Source organism: Gordonia sp. NPDC003950, assembly GCF_053605205.1.
In genome coordinates this window covers 26161-47602 of sequence record NZ_JBSGIT010000021.1, presented here as the reverse complement: position 1 = coordinate 47602, position 21442 = coordinate 26161, and the positions used below count along the sequence as shown (strand labels likewise).

The 21442-nt window shown below is 63.8% G+C and carries 15 protein-coding genes and 1 tRNA gene; 11 read left to right on the top strand and 5 right to left on the bottom strand.

Annotation, left to right across the window (positions count from 1 at the left end):
* Positions 1–153 precede the first annotated feature (153 nt).
* From ACWETB_RS17875 to ACWETB_RS17855, 5 genes are all read left to right on the top strand, one after another.
* The gene (locus tag ACWETB_RS17875) at positions 154–3708 is read left to right on the top strand and encodes a (Fe-S)-binding protein (RefSeq protein WP_452212636.1); all 3555 of its coding nucleotides are present in this window, start codon (positions 154–156) and stop codon (positions 3706–3708) included.
* Positions 3709–4037: 329 nt separating this feature from the next.
* Positions 4038–5291, top strand: a complete 1254-nt coding sequence (locus ACWETB_RS17870; protein WP_449741839.1) for a pyridoxal phosphate-dependent aminotransferase — start codon at positions 4038–4040, stop codon at positions 5289–5291.
* A gap of 120 nt (positions 5292–5411) precedes the next feature.
* The gene (locus ACWETB_RS17865) at positions 5412–7202 is read left to right on the top strand and encodes an SDR family oxidoreductase (protein WP_452212634.1); all 1791 of its coding nucleotides are present in this window, start codon (positions 5412–5414) and stop codon (positions 7200–7202) included.
* The gene (locus tag ACWETB_RS17860) at positions 7199–8119 is read left to right on the top strand and encodes a metal-dependent hydrolase (RefSeq protein WP_449741841.1); all 921 of its coding nucleotides are present in this window, start codon (positions 7199–7201) and stop codon (positions 8117–8119) included. The genes ACWETB_RS17865 and ACWETB_RS17860 overlap by 4 nt, the downstream gene beginning before the upstream one ends.
* Positions 8120–8129: 10 nt before the next feature.
* Positions 8130–9269, top strand: coding sequence for a PDR/VanB family oxidoreductase (locus tag ACWETB_RS17855; protein WP_452212631.1), 1140 nt, complete (start codon positions 8130–8132; stop codon positions 9267–9269).
* Here the strand turns inward: ACWETB_RS17855 and ACWETB_RS17850 are convergent.
* Positions 9231–10796, bottom strand: a complete 1566-nt coding sequence (locus ACWETB_RS17850) for an MFS transporter (RefSeq protein WP_449741843.1) — start codon at positions 10794–10796, stop codon at positions 9231–9233. The two genes, ACWETB_RS17855 and ACWETB_RS17850, sit on opposite strands and share 39 nt — an antisense overlap.
* A gap of 101 nt (positions 10797–10897) precedes the next feature.
* Between ACWETB_RS17850 and ACWETB_RS17845 the strand changes: the two genes are divergently transcribed.
* Both ACWETB_RS17845 and ACWETB_RS17840 read left to right on the top strand, forming a co-directional pair.
* The gene (locus ACWETB_RS17845; RefSeq protein ID WP_449741844.1) at positions 10898–11479 is read left to right on the top strand and encodes a TetR/AcrR family transcriptional regulator; all 582 of its coding nucleotides are present in this window, start codon (positions 10898–10900) and stop codon (positions 11477–11479) included.
* A gap of 60 nt (positions 11480–11539) precedes the next feature.
* Complete coding sequence (locus ACWETB_RS17840) at positions 11540–12358, top strand: MerR family transcriptional regulator (RefSeq protein WP_452212628.1); 819 nt, start codon at positions 11540–11542, stop codon at positions 12356–12358.
* Positions 12359–12367: 9 nt separating this feature from the next.
* Here ACWETB_RS17840 and ACWETB_RS17835 read toward each other — a convergent pair whose 3' ends face one another.
* From ACWETB_RS17835 to dcd, 3 genes are all read right to left on the bottom strand, one after another.
* Positions 12368–13699: a hypothetical protein gene (locus ACWETB_RS17835; RefSeq protein ID WP_452212626.1), complete on the bottom strand. Its 1332-nt coding sequence runs from the start codon at positions 13697–13699 to the stop codon at positions 12368–12370.
* Positions 13700–13751: 52 nt separating this feature from the next.
* Entirely contained in the window at positions 13752–15179 is a 1428-nt protein-coding gene (locus ACWETB_RS17830) for a UDP-glucose dehydrogenase family protein (RefSeq protein WP_452212624.1), read from the bottom strand.
* Between the two features lie 254 nt (positions 15180–15433).
* Positions 15434–16012, bottom strand: coding sequence for a dCTP deaminase (gene dcd / locus ACWETB_RS17825; RefSeq protein WP_449741848.1), 579 nt, complete (start codon positions 16010–16012; stop codon positions 15434–15436).
* 163 nt (positions 16013–16175) lie between these two features.
* Here dcd and ACWETB_RS17820 point away from each other — a divergent pair.
* Positions 16176–16249, top strand: a tRNA-Gly gene (locus ACWETB_RS17820).
* A gap of 76 nt (positions 16250–16325) precedes the next feature.
* Here the strand turns inward: ACWETB_RS17820 and ACWETB_RS17815 are convergent.
* Positions 16326–17354: a tyrosine-type recombinase/integrase gene (locus ACWETB_RS17815; protein WP_452212621.1), complete on the bottom strand. Its 1029-nt coding sequence runs from the start codon at positions 17352–17354 to the stop codon at positions 16326–16328.
* A 536-nt stretch (positions 17355–17890) separates the two neighbouring features.
* Here ACWETB_RS17815 and ACWETB_RS17810 point away from each other — a divergent pair.
* The 3 genes from ACWETB_RS17810 (at position 17891) to ACWETB_RS17800 (ending at position 21409) form a co-directional block, all read left to right on the top strand.
* Positions 17891–18103 (top strand): helix-turn-helix domain-containing protein, encoded by a 213-nt coding sequence (locus tag ACWETB_RS17810; RefSeq protein WP_452212619.1) that lies wholly within the window; start codon positions 17891–17893, stop codon positions 18101–18103.
* A 9-nt stretch (positions 18104–18112) separates the two neighbouring features.
* Positions 18113–18646 carry a hypothetical protein gene (locus ACWETB_RS17805; RefSeq protein ID WP_452212617.1) on the top strand — a complete coding sequence of 178 codons (534 nt, stop codon included), beginning with the start codon at positions 18113–18115 and terminating at the stop codon, positions 18644–18646.
* Between the two features lie 1428 nt (positions 18647–20074).
* On the top strand, positions 20075–21409 hold the full coding sequence (locus tag ACWETB_RS17800; protein WP_452212615.1) for a DNA primase family protein: 1335 nt from the start codon (positions 20075–20077) through the stop codon (positions 21407–21409).
* Positions 21410–21442: the final 33 nt, after the last annotated feature.

Here is a 21442-nt window from a genome sequence, read left to right as displayed (position 1 = left end):
ACACCACCGGTAACCGACCGAGCGTTACTTAGGTCAGCCTTGGCAGCGCTGCCTCACCCCCAGCAATTACGGTTACCTGTAGTAGACGTCTGACCCCGCGCCCGTCAGCCAGCGCCGGAGGGTCTGAAGACAACCAGAGAGGGGCCGGACGCCGTGAATGCCACGACGATCACCATCGGCACGATTGCCGCGGTCATCAGCCTGTTCTGTTGGGCGCTGTTCCTGCGCGGAGTCTGGCGCATGGTGCGTGCCATCGCCCAGGGCCAGCGCATCGACAGCGGCCGGTATTTTCCGGTGCTCCCCCGCCTGTGGACGATGCTCAAGGAGTTCGTCGCCCACACCCGCATGGTCAAGTTCCGAACTGTCGGCTGGGCGCACTGGCTGGTGATGTTCGGCTTCCTGATCGGCGCGATCTTCTGGTTCGAGGCCTACGGTCAGATCTTCGACCCGCACTTCCACTGGCCGATCATCGGTTCCTGGAACATCTACATTTTCGCCGACGAGGTTCTCGGGCTCGGCACGGTCATCGGCATCGTCACGCTGATGATCATTCGCCAGCTCAACCATCCCCGTGTGCCCGAGCGGATCTCCCGTTTCTCGGGTTCGCGGTTCGGCGCCGCCTACTTCGTCGAATGGGTCGTGCTGCTCGAGGGCCTGGGCATGGTCTTCGTCAAGACCTTCAAGATCTCGGCGGGCCTGGAAGACCCGCCGATCTGGACGTCGTTCTTCACCCACTACTTCGCGCAGCTGTTCGAGGGGTCGTCGGAGTACTGGGTCACCGGGGCCGCGGTCATCAAGCTGATGAGCGGCATGGTGTGGCTCGCGGTGGTCGGCTCGCACATCGACTGGGGCGTGGCCTGGCACCGCTTTGCCGCCTTCTTCAACATCTATCTCAAGCGTCAGCCCGACGGCGGCGTCGCCCTCGGTGCGGCCAAGCCGATGATGAGCCGCGGCAAGGTCCTCGACATGGAGACCGCCGATCCCGACGTCGACGCGTTCGGTGCGGGCAAGGCCGAGGACTTCTCGTGGAAGGCCTGGCTGGACTTCACCACGTGCACCGAATGTGGTCGCTGCCAGTCGCAGTGCCCGGCGTGGAACACCGGTAAGCCGTTGTCGCCCAAGCTGCTCATCATGTCGCTCCGCGACCACGCGCAGGCCAAGGCGCCCTATCTGATCGCCGGTGGGCGTACCGACATGGGCGGCGACGAGGTCGGCCTGGTCGACGCCGACGGAAACGTCGACGAGGCCAAGCTGGCAAAGATCCCGGAGGCCGCGCGTGCCGAGGCCGCCCGCAAGCTGGTCGGCGAGTCCAAGGGGCTCATGGGGGGCGGCGACGGCATCACCTCCGATGACGGCGCGTTCGACCCGGAGCAGCTCGGTGCGGTCATCGACACCGAGACGCTGTGGAGCTGCACCACCTGCGGCGCCTGCGTCGAGCAGTGCCCCGTCGACATCGAGCACGTCGACCACATCATCGACATGCGCCGCTACCAGGTGCTCATCGAGTCGGACTTCCCGACCGAGCTGGCCGGCATGTTCAAGAACCTCGAGAACAAGGGCAACCCGTGGGGTCAAAACTCCTCGGCGCGGACCAACTGGATCGACGAGATGGACATCGAGATCCCGGTGTTCGGTAAGGACGTCGAGTCCTTCGAGGGCTTCGAGTACCTCTTCTGGGTCGGCTGCGCCGGCGCGTACGAGGACCGCGCGAAGAAGACCACCAAGGCCGTCGCCGAACTGCTCGACATCGCCGCGGTGAACTTCCTGGTCCTCGGCGAGGGCGAGACCTGTACCGGAGACTCGGCTCGCCGCGCGGGCAACGAGTTCCTCTTCCAGATGCTCGCCCAGCAGAACATCGAGATGATGAACGAGGTCTTCTCGACCGCGCCGCAGCAGCGCAAGAAGATCGTCGTCACCTGTGCGCACTGCTTCAACGCCCTGGGCAACGAGTACCCGCAGTTGGGCGCGAAATACGAAGTGGTGCACCACACCCAGCTCCTCAACCGAATGGTGCGGGAGAAGCGTCTGGTGCCGGTCGCCCCGCTCGGCGAGGGCGTCACCTATCACGATCCGTGCTATCTGGGTCGCCACAACCAGGTCTACGACGCGCCGCGTGAGCTGATGGCCGCGTCCGGCTCGAACTTGCGGGAGATGCCGCGTCACGGCGAACGATCCATGTGCTGTGGCGCCGGTGGCGCCCGGATGTGGATGGAAGAGCAGATCGGTAAGCGCATCAACATCGACCGGGTGGACGAGGCGCTGGACACACTCGGCTCCGACATCGGTGGCGACGTGCCGCAGAAGGTCGCCACCGGTTGCCCGTTCTGCCGCGTGATGCTCACCGACGGCGTGACCGCGCGGACGTCGGGCACCGAGAACGAGGGCAAGGTCGAGGTCGTCGACGTCGCACAGCTGCTGCTGGAGTCGGTCAAGCGCGGCGCCCCCGAGGTGACCCGCGGTGGCCGCTTCCTCGGCCCAATCGGCAAGCCCGCCCCCGAGCCGGAACCCGAACCCGAGAAGGAGAAGGTTCCCGCGGCCGCTGCTGCCGCGGCGACGACCGATGCCGGGTCGAAGCCGAAGCCGAAGGTCGGTCTGGGCATGAAGGGCGGCAAGAAGCCCGGCGCCGCCGCCAAGGCCGCACCGGCCGAGGCACCCGCCGAGTCGGCGCCTGCCGAAAAGAAGCCCGCCGCAAAGGGATTCGGTATGAAGGGCGGCAAGAAGCCGGGTGCCGCCGCCAAGGCCGCACCGGCGGAGGCGGCGTCGGCCGGAGCCGCGGAAGCCACCGCTGAGGCGCCCGCGGCCGAGAAGAAGCCCGCCGCAAAGGGATTCGGCATGGGCGGAGCCAAGCGCCCGGGCGCCAAGAAGTCCGCCGCGGCAACTTCGGCGCCGGCGGAGGAAGCCTCAGCACCCGCCCAGGCATCGACCGAGTCGGCCGGCAGTGCCGCGCTGACCGAGGACAAGCCGGCGAAGGCCAAGGGCTTCGGTATGTCTGCGGGCAAGAAGCGTCCGGGCGCGAAGCCCGGTGCTGCCGCCGCAGCCGCGCCGGCGGCACCCGCTGAGGCTTCAGGTGAGCCGGCCGAGGTGGCCAGTGCACCTGCCGAGGCGTCGACCGAGCCCGCAGGTGCGGCCGCGGTGACCGAGGAGAAGCCGGCGAAGGCCAAGGGCTTCGGTATGTCCGCGGGCAAGAAGCGTCCCGGCAGTATCGGCAAGCCGGCAGCCAAGCCTGCCGCCGCCGCATCGGCCGAGGATTCCGCGGCGCCCGCCGAGGCACCGAGTGAGCCCGTCGCCGAATCGGCAGCCGAGGCCGTGAGTGAGTCCGCCGAATCGGCAACTGCGCCCGCGGAAGGTGCACTCACCGAGGACAAGCCCGCCAAGGCCAAGGGCTTCGGCATGTCCGCCGGCAAGAAGCGCCCCGGCGGTATCGGCAAGCCGGCAGCCAAGCCTGCCGCCGCTGCACCGGCCGAGGCGGCGCCCGCCGAGCCGCCGAGTGAGCCGGCCGAGGAGCCGAGTGAGCCCGTCGAGGAACCGGCAGCCGTGAGTGAACCCGTCGAGGAACCGGCAGCCGTGAGTGAACCCGTCGACGACGCTCCGGCACCGTCGAGCAATGGTTCGGCTCCCGACGAGCGCACCCTCGGCGAAACCGGTGCGTCGAAGGCCAAGGGCTTCGGGATCGCCGCCGGCAAGAAGCGGCCCGGCCACAGGGCCTGACTGCACGAGGCCTGACTGCACGAGATCTGCCATCGGGCCCGTCCGATTCACACCGAATCGGACGGGCCCGATTTCGTTGACAGCGCTCTTCTCCTCGTTGACAGCGCTCTCCTCCTCGTTGACAGCGCTCACCTCCTCGTTGACAGCGCTTGCTTGAGCGCCGTCAACGTCGGAGAGAGCGCCGTTAACGTCAGACAAAGCGCCGTCAACGTCGGAGAGAGCGCTGTCAGTGCGAGACAAAGCGCCGTCAACGTCAGGGAGAGCGCTGAGAACGTCGACGTCGACGCCCGAAAAAAACCGATTTGCCTGCGGCTGCGACAATTGAACTCGTGAGTAGGCCTTATGTATCCCACCTGAATCAGAACCTCAAGCCGCTGGAGCAGTCGCAGAAGCTGCAGAACGTGTGCTACGAGATCAGGGGCCCGGTACACGCGCATGCCGCGCGGCTGGAATCCGAGGGCCACCGCATCATGAAGCTCAACATCGGCAACCCGGCTTTGTTCGGGTTCGAGGCGCCCGACGTCATCATGCGCGACATGATCCACGCCCTGCCGTATTCACAGGGCTACTCCGAATCCGCCGGCGTGCTGTCCGCGCGTCGTGCGGTGGTCACGCGCTACGAACTCATCCCCGACTTCCCGTACTTCGACGTCGACGACGTCATTCTCGGCAATGGCGTGTCCGAGCTGATCACCATGACGATGCAGGCGCTGCTGAACGACGGCGACGAGGTGCTGATCCCGGCGCCGGATTACCCGCTGTGGACGGCGATGACCGCACTCTCCGGCGGCTCGGCGGTGCACTATCGCTGCGACGAGGACAACGGCTGGAATCCGGACATCGCCGACATCGAGGCCAAGATCACGCCGCGCACCAAGGCGATCGTGATCATCAACCCGAACAACCCGACCGGTGCGGTCTACTCCCGCGAGGTTCTCGAGCAACTCGCCGACGTCGCCCGCCGCAATTCCCTGCTCATCCTGGCCGACGAGATCTACGACAAGATCCTCTACGACGACGCGGTGCACACCAACATCGCCTCGCTCGCCCCGGACCTGCTGTGCCTGACCTTCAACGGGCTGTCCAAGGCCTACCGCGTGTGCGGCTATCGGGCCGGGTGGGTGGTCATCACCGGACCCAAAGACCACGCCAAGGGATTCATCGAGGGTTTGGGCATCCTCGCGTCCACCCGCCTGTGCGCCAACGTGCCCGGCCAACACGCCATCCAGGTGGCGCTCGGTGGCTATCAGAGCATCGAGGCCCTGGTGAACCCCGGTGGTCGGCTCTACGAGCAGCGCAACGTGACGTGGCAGAAACTCAACGAGATCCCCGGCGTGAGCTGTGTGAAGCCGTCCGGCGCGCTCTACGCCTTCCCTCGCCTCGATCCCGAGGTCCACGAGATCCACAACGACGAACTGTTCGTTCAGGACCTCCTCCTGCAGGAGAAGATCCTGGTGGTCCAGGGCACCGGATTCAACCTCGACGACCACAACCACTTCCGGATCGTCACGCTCCCCTGGGCCCGCGAGCTCGGTGAGGCGATCGAACGGATCGGCAACTTCCTGGCGTCGTATCGGCAGTGACACCTTCCTGACCACCGGTATTTCGGGGTTGATCAGCGCAAACCCCGGATTCGTTGGCTTTTCATGTAACCGTTGGTAACGTCTACCTCCATTGATCGAGAGGCCGACGGGAGTTCGACGGTGGAATGGAAACGCAGCACGGTCCGCAGCGGTGAGGTCAACCTCGCTCTCTTCGAGGCCGTCGGGGGCGCACGCGATGAATCGGCGATGCCGACGATCGTGCTGGTGCACGGGTGGCCCGACACCCACCGGGTGTGGGACGGGGTCGCCGCCGACCTGGCGCAGGATGCCCGGGTCTTCGCCTACGACACTCGCGGCATCGGCGGCAGTGACCGCCCGGACGGCGTGTCCGCCTACCGGATCGAGAATCTCGCCGACGATCTGTTCGCCGTCGCCGAGGCCGTCGCTCCAAACGACAAGGTCCATGTGGTCGCGCACGACTGGGGTTCCATCCAATCGTGGGAGGCGGTGTCGCGCAGCGACGCCTCGATGGCCATCGCGTCGTTCACCTCGATCTCGGGCCCGAGTCTCGATCAGGTGGGTGCGCTGTTGCGCCACAACATCACCCACCCGACGCCACGCAACATCCGCAACTCGATCGCGCAGGCCATCAGCTCCACCTACATCGGCCTGTTCCACCTGCCGGTGGCTCCGCGGCTGTTCCTCGGGGTTCTCGGAAACCCGCGGGTCTGGCGGGAGTTCCTACACCTCATGGACGGCACCCCCCGCGACGCGGTGCACACCGGGCCCACCCTGCGTCGCGACATGAATTCCGGTGTGCGCTACTACCGCGCGAACATCGGTCGGCGACTGATCTTCCCGGCCCCGCGCACGGTGTCCGTTCCGGTGCTCGAGCTCCTCAACTCGCGTGACTTCGCCATCCGCCCACCGACATTCGCGACCACGCACAAGTACGTGGCCAAGCTCTGGCGTCGGCCGTCGACCACCGGGCACTGGCTTCCGTCAACGCATCCGGAGTATGTGGCAGCCAATGTGCGCGAGTTCATCTCCTACCTCAACGGCTCACCCCGGACTCCCGACACCCTCACCCGCGCACGGCGATTCGGCCAAGATCAGGCACTGTCGGGTCGTTTGGCCGTCGTCACCGGCGCCGGCAGCGGCATCGGCCGCGAAACCGCTCGCGCCCTGGCCGAACTCGGCTGTGACGTCGTCCTCGCCGACATCAACCCGGCCGGAGCGGAAGAGACCGCGCGGATGTGCAAGGAGAGCGGCGCGGCCACCGCGGTGTACGCCCTCGACGTCTCCGATACCGGGGCGTTTGCCGAGTTCGCCGCAAATGTCGCAGCTGCACAGGGTGTCCCGGACATTGTGGTGAACAACGCCGGCATCGGACTTTCCGGGGCGTCGCTGGATGCCACCGACGAGCAGATCGATCGACTCCTCGACGTCAACCTGCGGGGCGTGATCACCGGGTGTCGCGAGTTCGGCCGTCAGATGGTCCGTCGTGGCACCGGCGGTCACATCGTGAACCTGGCCTCCGCCGCCGCGTTCACCCCGCAGCGGGGATTGGGGATCTACTCGGCGAGCAAGGCCGGCGTGCTGCTCTACTCCGAGTCGCTGCGGGGCGAACTCGCCGATCACCACATCGGGGTGAGCGCCATCTGCCCCGGTCTCATCGACACCCCGATCGTGGGGACCTCGGCCATCGCCGGACTCGACGATGATGCCCAGTCCGCCGAACAGCGACGACTCACCGAGCTCTATCGCCGACGAGGCTTCACCCCCGACAAGGTTGCGGACCGGATCGTCGCGGCGATCGTCGGCGACAAGGCCGTGGTACCGGTCGCCCCGGAAGCCCAGATCGGTTACCGCATTTATAGATTCGCTCCCTGGATCTCACATCTCGCAGCTCGACGTACCGTCGTCGCCGGCAAGGAGGCCCACCGATGAACGCCCACGCTCACTCGATCAGCGGTTCCCGCGAACCCCTCGACGCCGATGGCTCCGACCCCGGCCCCGTCGAACTCCATGCTCGCAACGTCGCGTTCGACTGGTCACAGGTCCCGCTGCACTGGATCCCCGGCCACCCGGTCGCGTCGAACTTCGTCAGTGTGCTCAACCTCCTTCTGCCCGAGGGTGAACGATGGTTTGTACAGACCTACAACGAGGCTCTTCCGCTGGTGCATGACGAGGAACTGATCGCCACCATGCGTGGCTTCATCGGGCAGGAGGCGATGCACGCCGAGGCCCACGATCACGTCCTCTGGGAATTCCTCGACCATCACGGCATCGATCCCCGCCCATTCTGTCGCCAGATGGAGTGGATCTTCCGAAAGTTGTTGGGGCCGCTGCACAAAGGCAGCCCCAGTGCTCGCCAGAAACATCTCGTCGAACGATTGTGGCTGATCGCGGCATTGGAGCATTACACCGCGATTCTCGGCGATTTCGCACTCAACAACACCTGGGTCGAGCATGGTGCCGACCCGACGATGTCGGATCTGTTCATGTGGCACGGCGCCGAAGAGGTGGAGCACCGAGCAGTCGCCCATGAGGTGGCCGTCTACTTCGGTGACGGATATCTGCGGCGGGGCCGGGCGATGCTGGTGGCCCTGCCGGTGCTCCTCCTGCTGGTCAACCGTGGCTTCCGGTTCATCATGACGAGCGATCCGAGCTTGCACTACAACTTCTTTCAGCGCGAATACCACTACTTCCGAGGTGTCCGCGCCGGGGTCCTGCCCAAGATGTGGAAGGTCATCCTCGCCACCACCAGCTACTTCCGTCCGGGGTTCCATCCGAACGAGATCGGTTCCACCGCACAAGCAGTCGCGTATCTCGCAGCGTCCCCGGCGGCACGTCGGGCGGGGTGAACGGCATCTCATGAATCAACGCGCACATCCCCACACGACGTCGTTGACCGCACCCCCGCCGCATCTTTACGGCCGGTGGCGCCATGATCCCCTCCTCACCTTCGGTACCGCGCTGTCGAAGATCTGGTGGCCGCTCTGGCGTCCCCTGTCGCCGCTGCACGACACCACCGCCGACACCGGGATCACCGTCGTGCGGGTCGTGGATCGCGAGGTGGTCGCCGAGGACGAGAACGTCGTAGCCCTCACCTTCGCCGACCCGGACGGCGGCATACTGCACCGCTGGCATGCGGGAGCCCACCTCGACCTGTTGCTGCCATCCGGCCGGATGCGCGAGTACTCGCTGTGTGGTGACCCCGCCGACCGGCTCACCTATCGCATCGCGGTGCGACGCATCCCCGACGGAGGGGGCGGATCGGTCGAGGTGCACGACACTCTGTCGGTGGGTGATCTCGTGTCGATCAAGGTTCCGCGCAACGCTTTTCCGATCTCGTTACCGGGCCACGGATCCGCAGCCGGAAAGCTGCGCTTCATCGCGGCCGGCATCGGTATCACCCCCATCCTGCCGATGCTGAATGCCGCGGAGAAGTTCGGTCTGGACTGGTCGATGATCTACACCGGTCGTACGCTCGACTCGATCCCGTTTCGGGAAGAGGTGGCCCGCTTCGGCGACAAGGTCACCATCCGCACCGACGATGAGGGCGGCCTGCCCACCATGGCTGAGCTGGTCGGCGCGATCGATCCCGAAACCGGCCGTGCCCCTTCGGGTCTGGCGGTGTATTGCTGCGGCCCGGTACCGATGCTGGAGAATCTGCGTCGACATCTGGTCGATCGCCCGGACATCGAGTTGCATTACGAGCGGTTCACTCCGCCGCCGGTGGAGAACGGTCGAGAGTTCACCGCGACCATCGCTTCGACGGGTCAGGAGATCACAGTCGGCGCCGACCAGACCCTACTCGCGGCGTTGCGCAACGAGACTCCCTCGGTTCCGTATTCGTGTCGCCAAGGTTTTTGCGGCACATGCAAGATCGGGACGTTGTCGGGTGGCATCGACCACCGCGACAACATCCTGACCGAGCCGGAACGTGCCGGCGGGCAGATCCTGACCTGTGTGTCACGGGCGAGTGGTGACCACCTCACGCTCGACCTCTGACCCCGGCGCGGTTGCGTCGGTCGCTGTCGCGCCCCGCGGGTCACCTCGCAGCAGCACCGCGGCCAGGGCCGCGGCCGTCGCCGTCACGGCGACCGCCACCCACACCGCGGAGTGCAGTCCGTCGACGAAAACCTCCTGTACCGCCACACGAACCGAATCGGCCACCACGGCGGGTGCGTGTTGCGCCACCGCCACGCCAGCCATCACCGATTCCCCGGCGGTGTCGGCGGCACCGTGCGGAACACCGAGTGCCGCAAGCCGATCCGCCACGCCGGAGGCGTACACGGAGGTGAGGACGGACCCGAGTACGGCAACTCCGAGGGTCCCGCCGACCTCGCGAGTCGTGTCGTTCACCGCACTTCCGGCGCCCGCCTGTTCGGGCCGGAGTGCGTCCATGATCAGTTGGGTGCACGGCCCCGAGATGAACGCCAGCCCGATCGCCATCAGCGACATCGACCAGACGATGAGCTCCCAGTATCCCGAAGTCCGCGAAGTGGTTTCGACAAGGCCGAACCCTATGGACATCAGGATCGCACCTGCGACGGCCACCGGTCGGGGCGAGAATCGGTGCGCCAGCGCCATCGCCACGGGCGAGAAGACGGCCATCACAACGGCGAAGGGGAGCGTCCTGATCCCGGCGTCGAATGGCCCGTATCCCTTGACCGCCTGAAAGTACTGGGTGATCAGGAAGATGAACCCGAACAGCGCAAAGAACGCCACACTGATCATGGCGGCCGCGGCGGCGAAGTGGCGGTTGGCGAACAACCGAACGTCGAGGATGGGATGTGCGATGACGATCTGCCGCCAAACGAACAGCGCCATCACGGCCGCGGCACCACCGAGTCCGGCGACGGTGCGGACGTCGGTCCAGCCGACATTCGGTCCCTCGATGACCGAGTAGACGAGCAGTCCGAGACCGACGATCGACAGCAGCAGACCGATGACGTCGAAGCGCGACACCGTCTCCGGGCGTGTCCCCGGGACGACCCCGACGATGGCGACGGCCGCAAGCACCCCCACCGGCAGGTTCACCCAGAACACCGACGACCACGCGAAGTGCTCGAGCAACCACCCTCCGAGCACCGGACCGATCGCTACGGCTATTCCCGACGTCGCCGCCCAGATCCCGACCGCGGCCGCGCGTTGACGTGGTTCGGTGAAGATCGTCGTGATCAACGCCAGGGTCGCCGGAAAGACCAGCGCCGCAAAGAGTCCCAGGCCGCCACGCGCCGCGACGAGTTGACCCAGAGTCTGCGATGAGGCCGCGAGTACCGAGACCGCGACAAAACCCGCGATCCCTGTCAGCAGCATGCGACGGTGACCGAACCGGTCACCGAGGTATCCGCCGGTGAGGAGCAGTCCGGCGAACACCAGCGTGTAGGCGTCGACGATCCATTGCAGGCCGGAGATCCCGGCGTCGAGGTCGCGGGCCATCGTCGGCAGCGCGACGTTGACGATCGTGTTGTCGATCATCACGAGTAGTTCGGCAAAGCACAGGGCGCCGAGCGCCCACCAACGAGTGCGCATGATGCGCCCCTCTCCGGTTGGAGTCAGATTGTGGAACGTTGACCCAACGTTGTAGTACAACGTTCCACTCAAGGAGAACACCGTTCTAGTAGGTTGTCAATATGCCGAGCGCAACCCCGTCACGTCGCACACCCGCCACCGAGGTCCGAGCGAACCTCATTCACGCCGGGCGTCGCATCCTCGAACGTGACGGGGTCGCCGGACTCACCGTCCGATCGGTCGCCAAGGAAGCCGGGGTGGCACCGATGGGCGTCTACAACCACTTCGACGGCAAGGAAGGACTGCTCGACGCGCTGGTCAGTGATGCCTTCGCCGAGTTCGGCCACAACCTCCGGGCGGTCACCGACAGCGATCCCGCCGCTCGCCTCGCGCACAGCGGACGCGCATATCGCGACTTCGCGCTGGCATATCCGATCGTCTACGAGTTGATGTTCTCCTCGGAATGCCAACCTGATGCGGAGACCGCGCAGGGCGCGTTCACCGCGCTCAGCGACATCGTCCAGTACGGCCAGGCGGCCGGCGTGATCCGGACGGGCGATGCCGCGGTCCTGGCGATGCAGGTGTGGTCCTGCGCGCACGGGGCGGTCAGTCTGGAACTTGCCGGGGCGTTACCACCACTGTTGGATCCGGCTGCCAACTACGAGGGTGTGCTCGCATTGATCGCCAACGGGCTACGACCGTGACCGCACCGGAGTGACCGACCCGGACCACCGGTCACACCCGATCTGCGAGAATGTCTCTCCGTGACCGAATACCGGATTGACGACCTGGCCCGCGAAGCCGGGACGACCACCCGGAACGTTCGCGGATATCAGGACCGAGGACTGTTGCCGCGACCGCTCCGGCGCGGCCGCATTGCCATCTACACCGACCAACACCTCGCACGCCTGAAGGTGATCAACGATCTACTCGGCCGTGGCTTCACCATCCGCCACATCGGCGATTTCCTGTCCGGTATGCAACGTGGGGACGACCTCGCCCACGTCCTGGGCCTGCGCGAAGCGGTCACCGAGCGGTGGTCGCAGACCACCCCCACCTCCGTCACGGCCGACGAACTCGAGCAGACCCTACGCACCGCGGATCCCAAGCAGTGGCAACGTCTTTCCGACTTCCGGTTGATCCGTGCCGAATCCGCCGGTGCCGAATCCGCCGGTGCCGAATCCGCCGGTGCCGAATCCACCGGCGGGAGTCCGCCGAACACCTACGCCATCCTCGATCCGGAAACCGTCACCGCCTACGGAGAGCTTGTCGCCCAGGGGATGTCACTGGATGACATCCTCGACGTGCACGCCGCCCTCGACAAGGCGATGGACAGCGTCGCCAACACCCTCATCTCCGCCGGCCGCCGTCGGGTCACCGAAGGCCATGACGACGGCTGGATCCCGACGAACGACGACGAATCCGAAAGAACCACACGCCTGTTGATGGGCCTGCGTCGAGCCGGCCAGGTGTCGGCGCACAATGCGCTCGACCGCGCGCTCGACCGTGAAATGAAACGGCAATTGGCCGACTACCTCACCGCCGCAAGGGAATCCGGACACGATCCGGATTCGGTGTCCTGATCAGCCCGGTCAGGGGATGACGATCGGCGGCCGCCCGGGGATCGGGATGACAATCCGCGGCTGGGGTCGGGCCTGCCTTCGCGGCGACGACGGATTCTGATTCTGCTGCTGCGTACTCGTGTCCGGCGGCGGTGGGGGCGGCGGAGTGGTGTAGAGCACCGCAGGCCGGCGGGCTTCGACGAGGTCGGAGGGATCGGCGAACTCCTGCGGCGCGCTGCTCCCGGGTGGGGCGGCCACGGCAGGGGTGCTCGCTGCGACACTCGGCGCCGCCGGCTCCGGCGAACCGCCGGTGAAGGCGACGGCGGTGGCGACTCCGAACACCGCCAGGACTCCGGCGACCGCACCGCCGAGCAGCCAGCGTTGTCGGGAGAACCAGCGGCTGTCGCCGGCCTCCGGGGGCGGCACCGCGGTGTCGGCAGCGGAGTCGGCGTCGAAATCGGAGTCGGCGTCGAAATCGGAGTCGGCGAGGTATCCGGAGAGTGCCTCCACCGGGTCGAGTCGGTCCGTGATCGCCTCGAGTTGATCGGTGACGGCATCGTCGACGCCGATCGGCTCCACGTCGGTGGCGAGGCCATCGGCGGGCCGGTCATCGTGGGGCCCGAGGTCGGCAGCTCCAGGAGCCACCGACGATGCGGTAGCGACCGCGGTCGGAGCATCGGCCGGGGGTTCGACGACCCGGACCTGGGAGGTCTGGTCGTCGGAGGGCGTCCGGAAGTCTTCCGTCGTGGCGAACGCGACTCCGTGGGTCGGCTGCGGCTCGTCGGAGATGTCGTCGAGCACCATCACCGGCGCACCGCGGACCTGCGACAGCAGGGTGTCCAGGGCGGGCCACTGCACGTGCGTCGAGGTCAGGAGGACTGCGGCGTCAGGCGCACCGACCGCGGCGAGGACGTCGTCGATGTATGCCCACAGCGTTGCGGCCTGGGAGGCGGTCGCCACCTCCATGTCGCGGCGGGTGACGCGGAACAGGCGGACGTGCTCCTCACCCATGATGAACGCGCCCTCGGAGGCGGCCAGTCGGGTGCGGGCACGCCCGGCGAGCTTGCGGAGTTCGGCGGTCCCGACGGCGGAATCGGGTGCCGGTACCCGGGCCACACCGATCAGGTGGGTGGCGAGGGCCAGATCGAGGGCGCGGGGCGTCACGTCGGTGAGCGGTGCGGGCGCCGCGATGATCTCCTCGTCGGCCGTGATGTCGACGACGATGGCCGAGGCACCCGTGGTGTCGAGGTCGATGAGGGCGACGACCGGCGAGTTTCGGCTGGTCAGCCGCGTGCGGACACGATCAGTCAGCGCAGCGTGGACGACGCTGCGCGCGGTGGCCGCATCTGCACTCGTGGACATCGAATTTCCCTACACTCGCCCGGATGCCTCCCCGCATCCGCTGTGCGGTTGTTCAACCTAGCACGTGTCGGCGAATCGCTGCCCGTGACGAGGGGCCGCCGACCTGTGCGGCGCTCGCGGTGCCGACCCGCGCGGGGGTGGTGGTGCGGTCCCGGACCGCACCACCGAGCGCGTGGTACTCCCACCCGGATGCACGCCACTGACCTGCATCAAGGCATCGTCGGCCGTCGACGATCACCTTGTGGCGGACAACGTCGTCGAGTTCTTCGGGTGCCATGTGGACGAATTCGGCCCATTCGGTGGCCAGCGCGACCACGTCGGCGTCGGTGGCCGCGGCGCGAGCACTGTCGGTGAAGTGCAACATCGGGTACATGCGGCGCGCGTTGTCGGTGGCCTTCGGGTCGAAGACCGTCACCGCGGCACCACGCAGGGCCAACTGCCCGGCGACGCTCAACGCCGGCGAGTCCCGCACGTCGTCGCTCTCCGGTTTGAACGCCGCGCCGAGGATGGCGATGTTGGCGCCGATGAGGTCGCCGGGGCAGGTCTGCTCGATGAGGTCGACCATGGCACTGCGGCGGCGCATGTTGATGGCGTCGACCTCGTGCAGGAATCCGAGGGTGCGGTGTGCGCCGAGTTCGTCGGCGCGCGCCATGAACGCGCGGATGTCCTTGGGCAGGCAGCCCCCGCCGAATCCGAGTCCGGCGTTGAGGAATCGGCGCCCAATGCGGTTGTCGTAGCCGATGGCGTCGGCGAGGGTGGACACGTCGGCGCCGACGATCTCGCACAGTTCGCTGACCGCGTTGATGAACGAGATCTTGGTCGCGAGAAAGGCATTGGCGGAGGTCTTGACCAATTCGGCTGTCGCCCAGTCGGTGGTGACCAGTGGTACCCCGGTTTCGAGGATCTCCCGGTAGATCTCACCGATCATCGCCACCGCCGCGCTGGTGACGGCCTCCGGGTCGGTGCCGACGACGATCCGATCGGGTCGGAGGGTGTCCTCGACGGCAAAGCCCTCGCGGAGAAACTCTGGGCTCCAGGCCAATTCGACGTCTGCGAGGTCTCCGGCGAGGTGACCGATGCGTTCGGCGAGTTCGGCACTGGTGCCCACCGGCACCGTCGACTTCCCGATGATCAGATGCTCACCACGCAGGAGTTCGGCGAGGGTTTCGATGGCGGAAAAGACGTAGGAGGTGTCGGCGCCGTATCCTCGTGCCCGCTGCGGCGTTCCGACGCCGACGAAGTGCACACTGCCGTGGTCGGCGGCCGCCTGCATTGACGTGGTGAACTCGAGCCGGCCGGCCGTCAGATTGCGCCGCAGGATGTCTGACAGTCCGGGCTCGAAGAACGGCACCTCACCGGTACGCAGCCGAGCCACCTTCTCGGCGTCGACGTCCACGCCGAGGACGTCATGCCCGAGTTCGGCCATGCAGGCCGCATGGGTCGCGCCGAGATATCCACATCCGATGACGGTCAGCTTCATACCAGTAGACGTACGCGGGGCAATGATCGCGGAACCCACCACGACGTGGCGCCGCGTCGACGCGTCGGTGAACAGCGATCATCCCCCGCCAGTCGAGTAGCGACGTCCGAGCGAAGCGAGGCCGCCGCGTATCGAGACCCCGCGGCCCGACCATCTCTCGCCGGGCGAGCCGCTGCGAGCGCTGCAGGGCGAGCCACGAGTCGAGACCATGCAAGCCGACAGCCCAACAGCTCCGGCCCAAGGCTCGCCTGCTGCTACCCCGAAATATCCCGCACAAAGTTGAGGTAGGCCTTCGACGGCGTCGGTCCGCGTTGCCCCTGGTACTTGGAGCCGACCGCGGCACTGCCGTACGGATGCTCGGCGGGGCTCGACAGGCGGAACAGACACAGCTGGCCGATCTTCATGCCCGGCCACAGCGTGATCGGCAGGTTCGCCACGTTGGACAGCTCCAACGTGATGTGCCCGGAGAAGCCGGGGTCGATGAACCCGGCGGTGGAGTGCGTCAGCAGTCCGAGACGTCCAAGCGAGCTCTTGCCTTCGAGTCGTCCGGCGAGGTCGTCGGGCAGTGAGCACACCTCGAGCGTCGATCCGAGCACGAACTCGCCCGGGTGCAAGACAAACGGCTCCCCCTTGTCGGGTTCGACGAGGCTGGTGAGCTCGTCCTGCCGCTGCGCCGGGTCGATGTGGGTGTAACGCGTGTTGTTGAACACCCGGAAGAGACTGTCCAGGCGCACATCGACACTCGACGGTTGTACGAGAGCGGGGTCGTACGGGTCAAGCGCGAGGCGCCCGGTGTCGATGGCGGCGCGGATGTCCCGGTCGGAAAGCAGCACGGTCCGAGGCTATCGGACGGGGATCGCCTCAGTTATGTGTCCGGCGTGTTCGTCCACGCGCACCTCGCCGTCGCGGGAGACGCGCCGACCGGGAAAGGGCCTCGACGTCGGAACAGCCAGGGGAGTTTGCTAGTCTTTCGTCGCAGGTCGTACAGACCTGCACGCCGATGTAGTTCAATGGCAGAACATCAGCTTCCCAAGCTGAATACGCGGGTTCGATTCCCGTCATCGGCTCCACAGAGAAACACCAGTTTAAACAGGGTTTCGGAGCCTCCCGACAAAAATGATCCGGTCCCCAATCTCACGGTCAATCTCACAACATGGTTTTTGCAGCGGCAATCATCGCGTCTTGGTTGGTCGTCGCGTAGTGCCGGAAAAGCGTGTCTGCTGACCTGTGTCCGAGCCATTGGGCAACTACGGTGACCGGCGTCCCCCGCTCGATTTCGAGCGTGGCAAACGTGGCTCGCGCGGCGTGCAGCTTCACCCGACGCAACTTGTGCCGGTCCAACATTTCGATCCACAGTCGGTAGAGGCTTGTCGGCGCGTATGGCTCCCCCACTTCGGACATGACGACGTAACCGGCATCGCGGTAGCGAGTCCGTCGCGGGTAGCCGCGTGCATCTTTCGTGCCGTACAGGGATTCGAGCGTGTCGGCTTCGGCTGACTGCCGAACTTGTGCATCTTTCAGAGCTTGCCGGACACGCGGCGTCATGGGGAGCACGCGGGTAGACGTAGCGGTTTTGGTGTCACCCTCAACAACGGTCTTGCCCACAGCAACGCGAGTGTTTTGAATCGTGATCGTCCCCAAACCTTCGGCGGCGTCAAAATCCACATCAGACCATCGGAGTCCGAGAACTTCGGCACGACGTAGACCAGTGAGGGCAAGAGTCCACGCATGCGCCAATCGATCCGATCCAATCGCGGAATACAGTTGTTCCACTTCACTTTTCGTCATAGCAACCGGGGCACTACGCCTACCGGAGCGAGCACGCTTCACATGTTCAGCAGGGTTACGCGCGATAATGCCTTGTGCCTCTGCGTCTTTCAGAACCGCTGAGACTGCCTCAAGAGTTTTGTTCACTGTGGCAGGCTTCCACGCCTTGCGAGTCCTGCCCTTGTCCGTCGCCGTGCCACCGTCGATGAGCGCGGTAACCAAGTGGTCAATGTCCACCTTTTCGAGCGACTGCACTTCCCGACCACCCTGCACAGATCGCCACACACCTAGGTCATAGGTCAGTTTGTCGAGCGCGGATTCTTTCAGGTGCCGTTGTCCGGCTAGGTAGTTCTTGCACAGATCATCAACTGTGAGTTTCTTTTTCGGGACGTAGGTACCCGACGACACCGACGAGTGAGTTTGCGCCAACCAATCGCGAGCGTCCCCCACGGTGTCAAAGGTTTTCGTGCGCTGGTCTCTCCGACCGTCAGGTTTGGTCCCCACGTCCACGACGACGCGATAACGAGTGACCCTGTGGCCGGTCTTCCGGTCCCTGGTCTCAACGGTCTTGATCGCCGGTTGCCGCGACCTTTGTACCATGCTCTGTACCTACTCACCCTGTGGTGCCCAATGTGGTCGAACCAGTATGCAACAGTTCCGGTGAGATTTGGAACGTACCAGGTCAGCGGCTATGCCTGGTGTCAGTTGGTGCCGGTAGTAGCGCTATCGATGTGCAAGGTGTACCCTCGACGGCACTCTCTCGAAGTGGCCGACCGTACCGCGCCAATCGAGTGACAGGCTGAGTACCCGCTCATACACACAGCAACCTCACGCCGCCACGAACGCATGAGCCGTTTCATGCGACCTTGCCCGATCTATGCGCAAGGCGTGGCGGCTTTTTCGCGTTCTCCCCCAACACGTTTCAACGAAACCTAGGAGAACCCATGTCTCGGAGAAGTACAGCAGCACCGCGTAACCCGAAGGCTAGATTTGTCACAGTTCCACAGCTTGTGGAGCTAACGGGCTTGCACGAGAACACAATTCGCAATCACATCAAGTCTGGCGTGATCCCGTCCACGATGGTCGGTAACCGCCGACTCATCCCGACAAGCTATCTCGACAATCTCGAAAAGCGCGCCAACGCGCGTGCATTGTGAGGCGTCGGCATGAGTACCAAGCTGATAATTCCCGACACCATCGAAGGCGTGAAATCTCTGCTCACAGCACGAGGCTACGAACGCGCGGCAATCGTGTGGGCCTACTGCCAACCTCGGCAGGGGCAAACCTCGGGTAGTTCTACCCGAAGTGGCAAGTACAGCTTTGAGGACTTCGCAGCGCTCGGGATCACCGGCCTACGGACTCGGAAGACGGTTGCCGGGTACTGGAAGCGCTGGCAACGCGCTATCGATGACGGTAGGGCACCCGAAGTGCAACCGGGCACCGAAGTGCCGTGGAACGTGATCGATCGGCTCACACAACCGGCAGAGCGTCCACAGCGTGAGGCCAACGCTCGGGACTTCCACCGGCAGAGTCAGAAGCTCATCGACCAGATGACGCGGTGGGCAACGTACGGATCAAAGTTCGCGCTCGATGATGACCTACGCCGTGACCTTATCGAGTGCCATGAACGCATGGCCGATGCCCTGTACCGCGACGACGAGAATTTCGACCACGTGCCGACGCACTGGCAATCGAAGTGAGAGAGCTAGAACAAATGCAAAACCAAGAGTTGACTATCCACCAAGTAATTCCGGCACCTGCTGACTACATAATCGTGTGGCTCAACTACTACGGCGAACCGTGGAATTGGGATGACTGGGTAGAGATTGATCCTGTCGATTTCCTCGCCCTAGCGACACTTCCCGGCCATGCCGAACCGGAACTGTACGCAATGAGCACACGAGAAATGAATGGTGACGGAATGGGAATTGAGATAGGCGATTACGTGGGCAGGCAATCCGATCTGACACCCGACAGGAGAAAGCTGTTGATCGCTAACGCGAGGCGGAAGCATAAGAAAGAGGCAGAGAAAAATCGAGCAAACGAAAAAACCCGATAGGCGAGAGCACACCTACCGGGCATTTTCCGAAGGAAGGAAACACGTGAATCAGAAAACCAACGCAAGGGTACACCCTGCGGACGAGGGCGGCAACAGATCACGCCAATCACTTCGACACCTAGTGCGTAACAACATGATTCAGGACTACGGAGAGGCAGAGGGCTATATCTGTGTCGGGTGGATATGGGAGAGGTCACCACAACCACCGCACCGTGGAAAGTACGCCCAAGCGTTCTACAAGTACCCCGACCAACTCAGTGCAGCGGTGGATAAAGTCATGTGGCATTACGATGCAGGGCACTGTCTCTATCGCCCAACATCGTTGTGTATCAACGGGACTAGCCGAACGCTGACGGTTCCCTCTGCTGTAGTCTCATTCGAGATTGACGAGATGAGAGATAAGGCGCATACGCAAACGGTTCTGAAATCGGTTGGCGCATCCATTATTTCATCGGGCACCCCTGGTCATTTTCACGTGAGTGTACGGATACGTGACCGCGAATTGACCCATGAACAACTCTCGGAAGTCGGGCGGCGATTGTATGCCGCGTGCGATATTTCAGACGGCGGCAAGTACCTGCCCAATGACAACCTGCGAATCATCGGGACTCGGAACAGAAAGCCTCATCGTAATGACGCAGAGGTCAGGCTGAGGCATGAGGGCAAGGGCACCTCGTGGGAGAACCTGAAAGCGGTTCTACATGAGCACCATTCATTGATCCAGCGGAATTATCCCAAGGGCAGGGAAGTCGGAGGAAAGACCACAGGGACGCGGTTACAAGTGGCAGACATTGAGCCACAACCTATCTCGTGGTCGGAAGTCCATCCGTCAGTGCGGAGCGCATACAAGAATATCCCCCGTTACGGCGATGACTCGCGAGGTTGCTGGGCATTCTTCCGGCAGTGCGTTAAGGCAGGATTGACCGATAGCCAAATTCTCTATCTCACAACAGAATTGAACACGGAAAACTACATACCGAAGCGCTACACAACTGAATCAATAATCCAACAAGTCAACAAGGCGAGAGCGAGGAATCACGTTGCAGCGCGACGCGGACGTTAATCAATTATGGCAAAGCATATCCCGTACTTGACGCGACTCGCGCAAGACATCATCGAAAAGAACGGCCACAAGTTCAAATACGTTGTGCCGCTTGGCTGGTTCGTCTATGACGGTAGCCGCTGGCGACATGACGCAGATGGAAACATGGTCTACAGTGCGATTCATTCCAAAATGATGAAGGAGTTTGAACAAGCGGTAATCAAGGGAGTAGACCGGAAAGATGTTGAGCGGCTGTGTGATACACGAGGATACGAAAGGATAGCTCGGCTGACCCGAAACATTCGCCCTGATCTCACGATTGACCAGATGGACGTAAACCCGTACGAATTGAATACGTCGGCGGGTGTGCTATCTCTCGGCGAGGACAACATCGGCCAGGTCCGCAAGACGTCGGCTGATGATCTGTTAACACTGACGGCGGGAGCTGAATACGATTCCCGTCTGGGGGATTTCGAGGGCACTCGGTTCTACGAATTCCTACGATACTTTCAGCCTGACCCCAAGGTCCGACGATTGCTGCGTCAACACGCGGGTATCGGTTTGGTTGGTGAGACCTTGGTACAGCGTGCGCTATTCCATCATGGAGCAGACGCCTGGAACGGAAAAACGGCGTATCACAAGCTGATTAGCCGGGCATTTGGTGACTACGCGGGTAGTCCTAATGCGTCGCTGTTCACGTCTCGGGAGCCGAAAGAACACCAAGTGGCAGGGTTGCTGGGAAAGAGGTTCGTGGAAGTTAAAGAGTTGCCGCGCAACGCTTTCTGGAATGAAGAACTGTTCAAGGCAGTAGTCGGCGGCGACCAACTGACAGGATCACTCAAGTTCAAACCAGAGTTTGAATTCGATTCTGTAGCAACGGTTTCCGTACACACGAATCATCTTCCCAAGCTGAGAGCAGGTGACGCGGGAACATATCGCCGAATCCTGGTCGTGCCGTGGGAAATTCGCACAACCGATGCGGAGAAGACTCGGCGCGAAGTGCAGGACATTTTCAGGAAAGAACTGTCAGTCATCTTGACATGGGCTGTCCGTGGCCTGATGGATTATTACGAGAACGGCCTAGTAATTCCTAGCATCGTGCAAGACGCCACGGATGACTATTTGAACGGTAGTAATCCGGTCAAAAGATGGATTGACAAGAGTAGGACTGTCGTCAAAGATGCTGGCGCAGTTGAGTATACGGAGGATTTGAGAGCTTGCTACAACACATGGGCGGAAACAGTCGAGGGGATGGAAATAATTTCACAGACCGCTTTCCCTGGATACCTGACAAACTGTGAAATTTACGGCACGACTCGCAGAAATAACCGAACCGCTCGAAAGGGTCTCAAGATTTTGTAAATGCAAAAGGCCAGGTGAATCAGGGTATGCAGG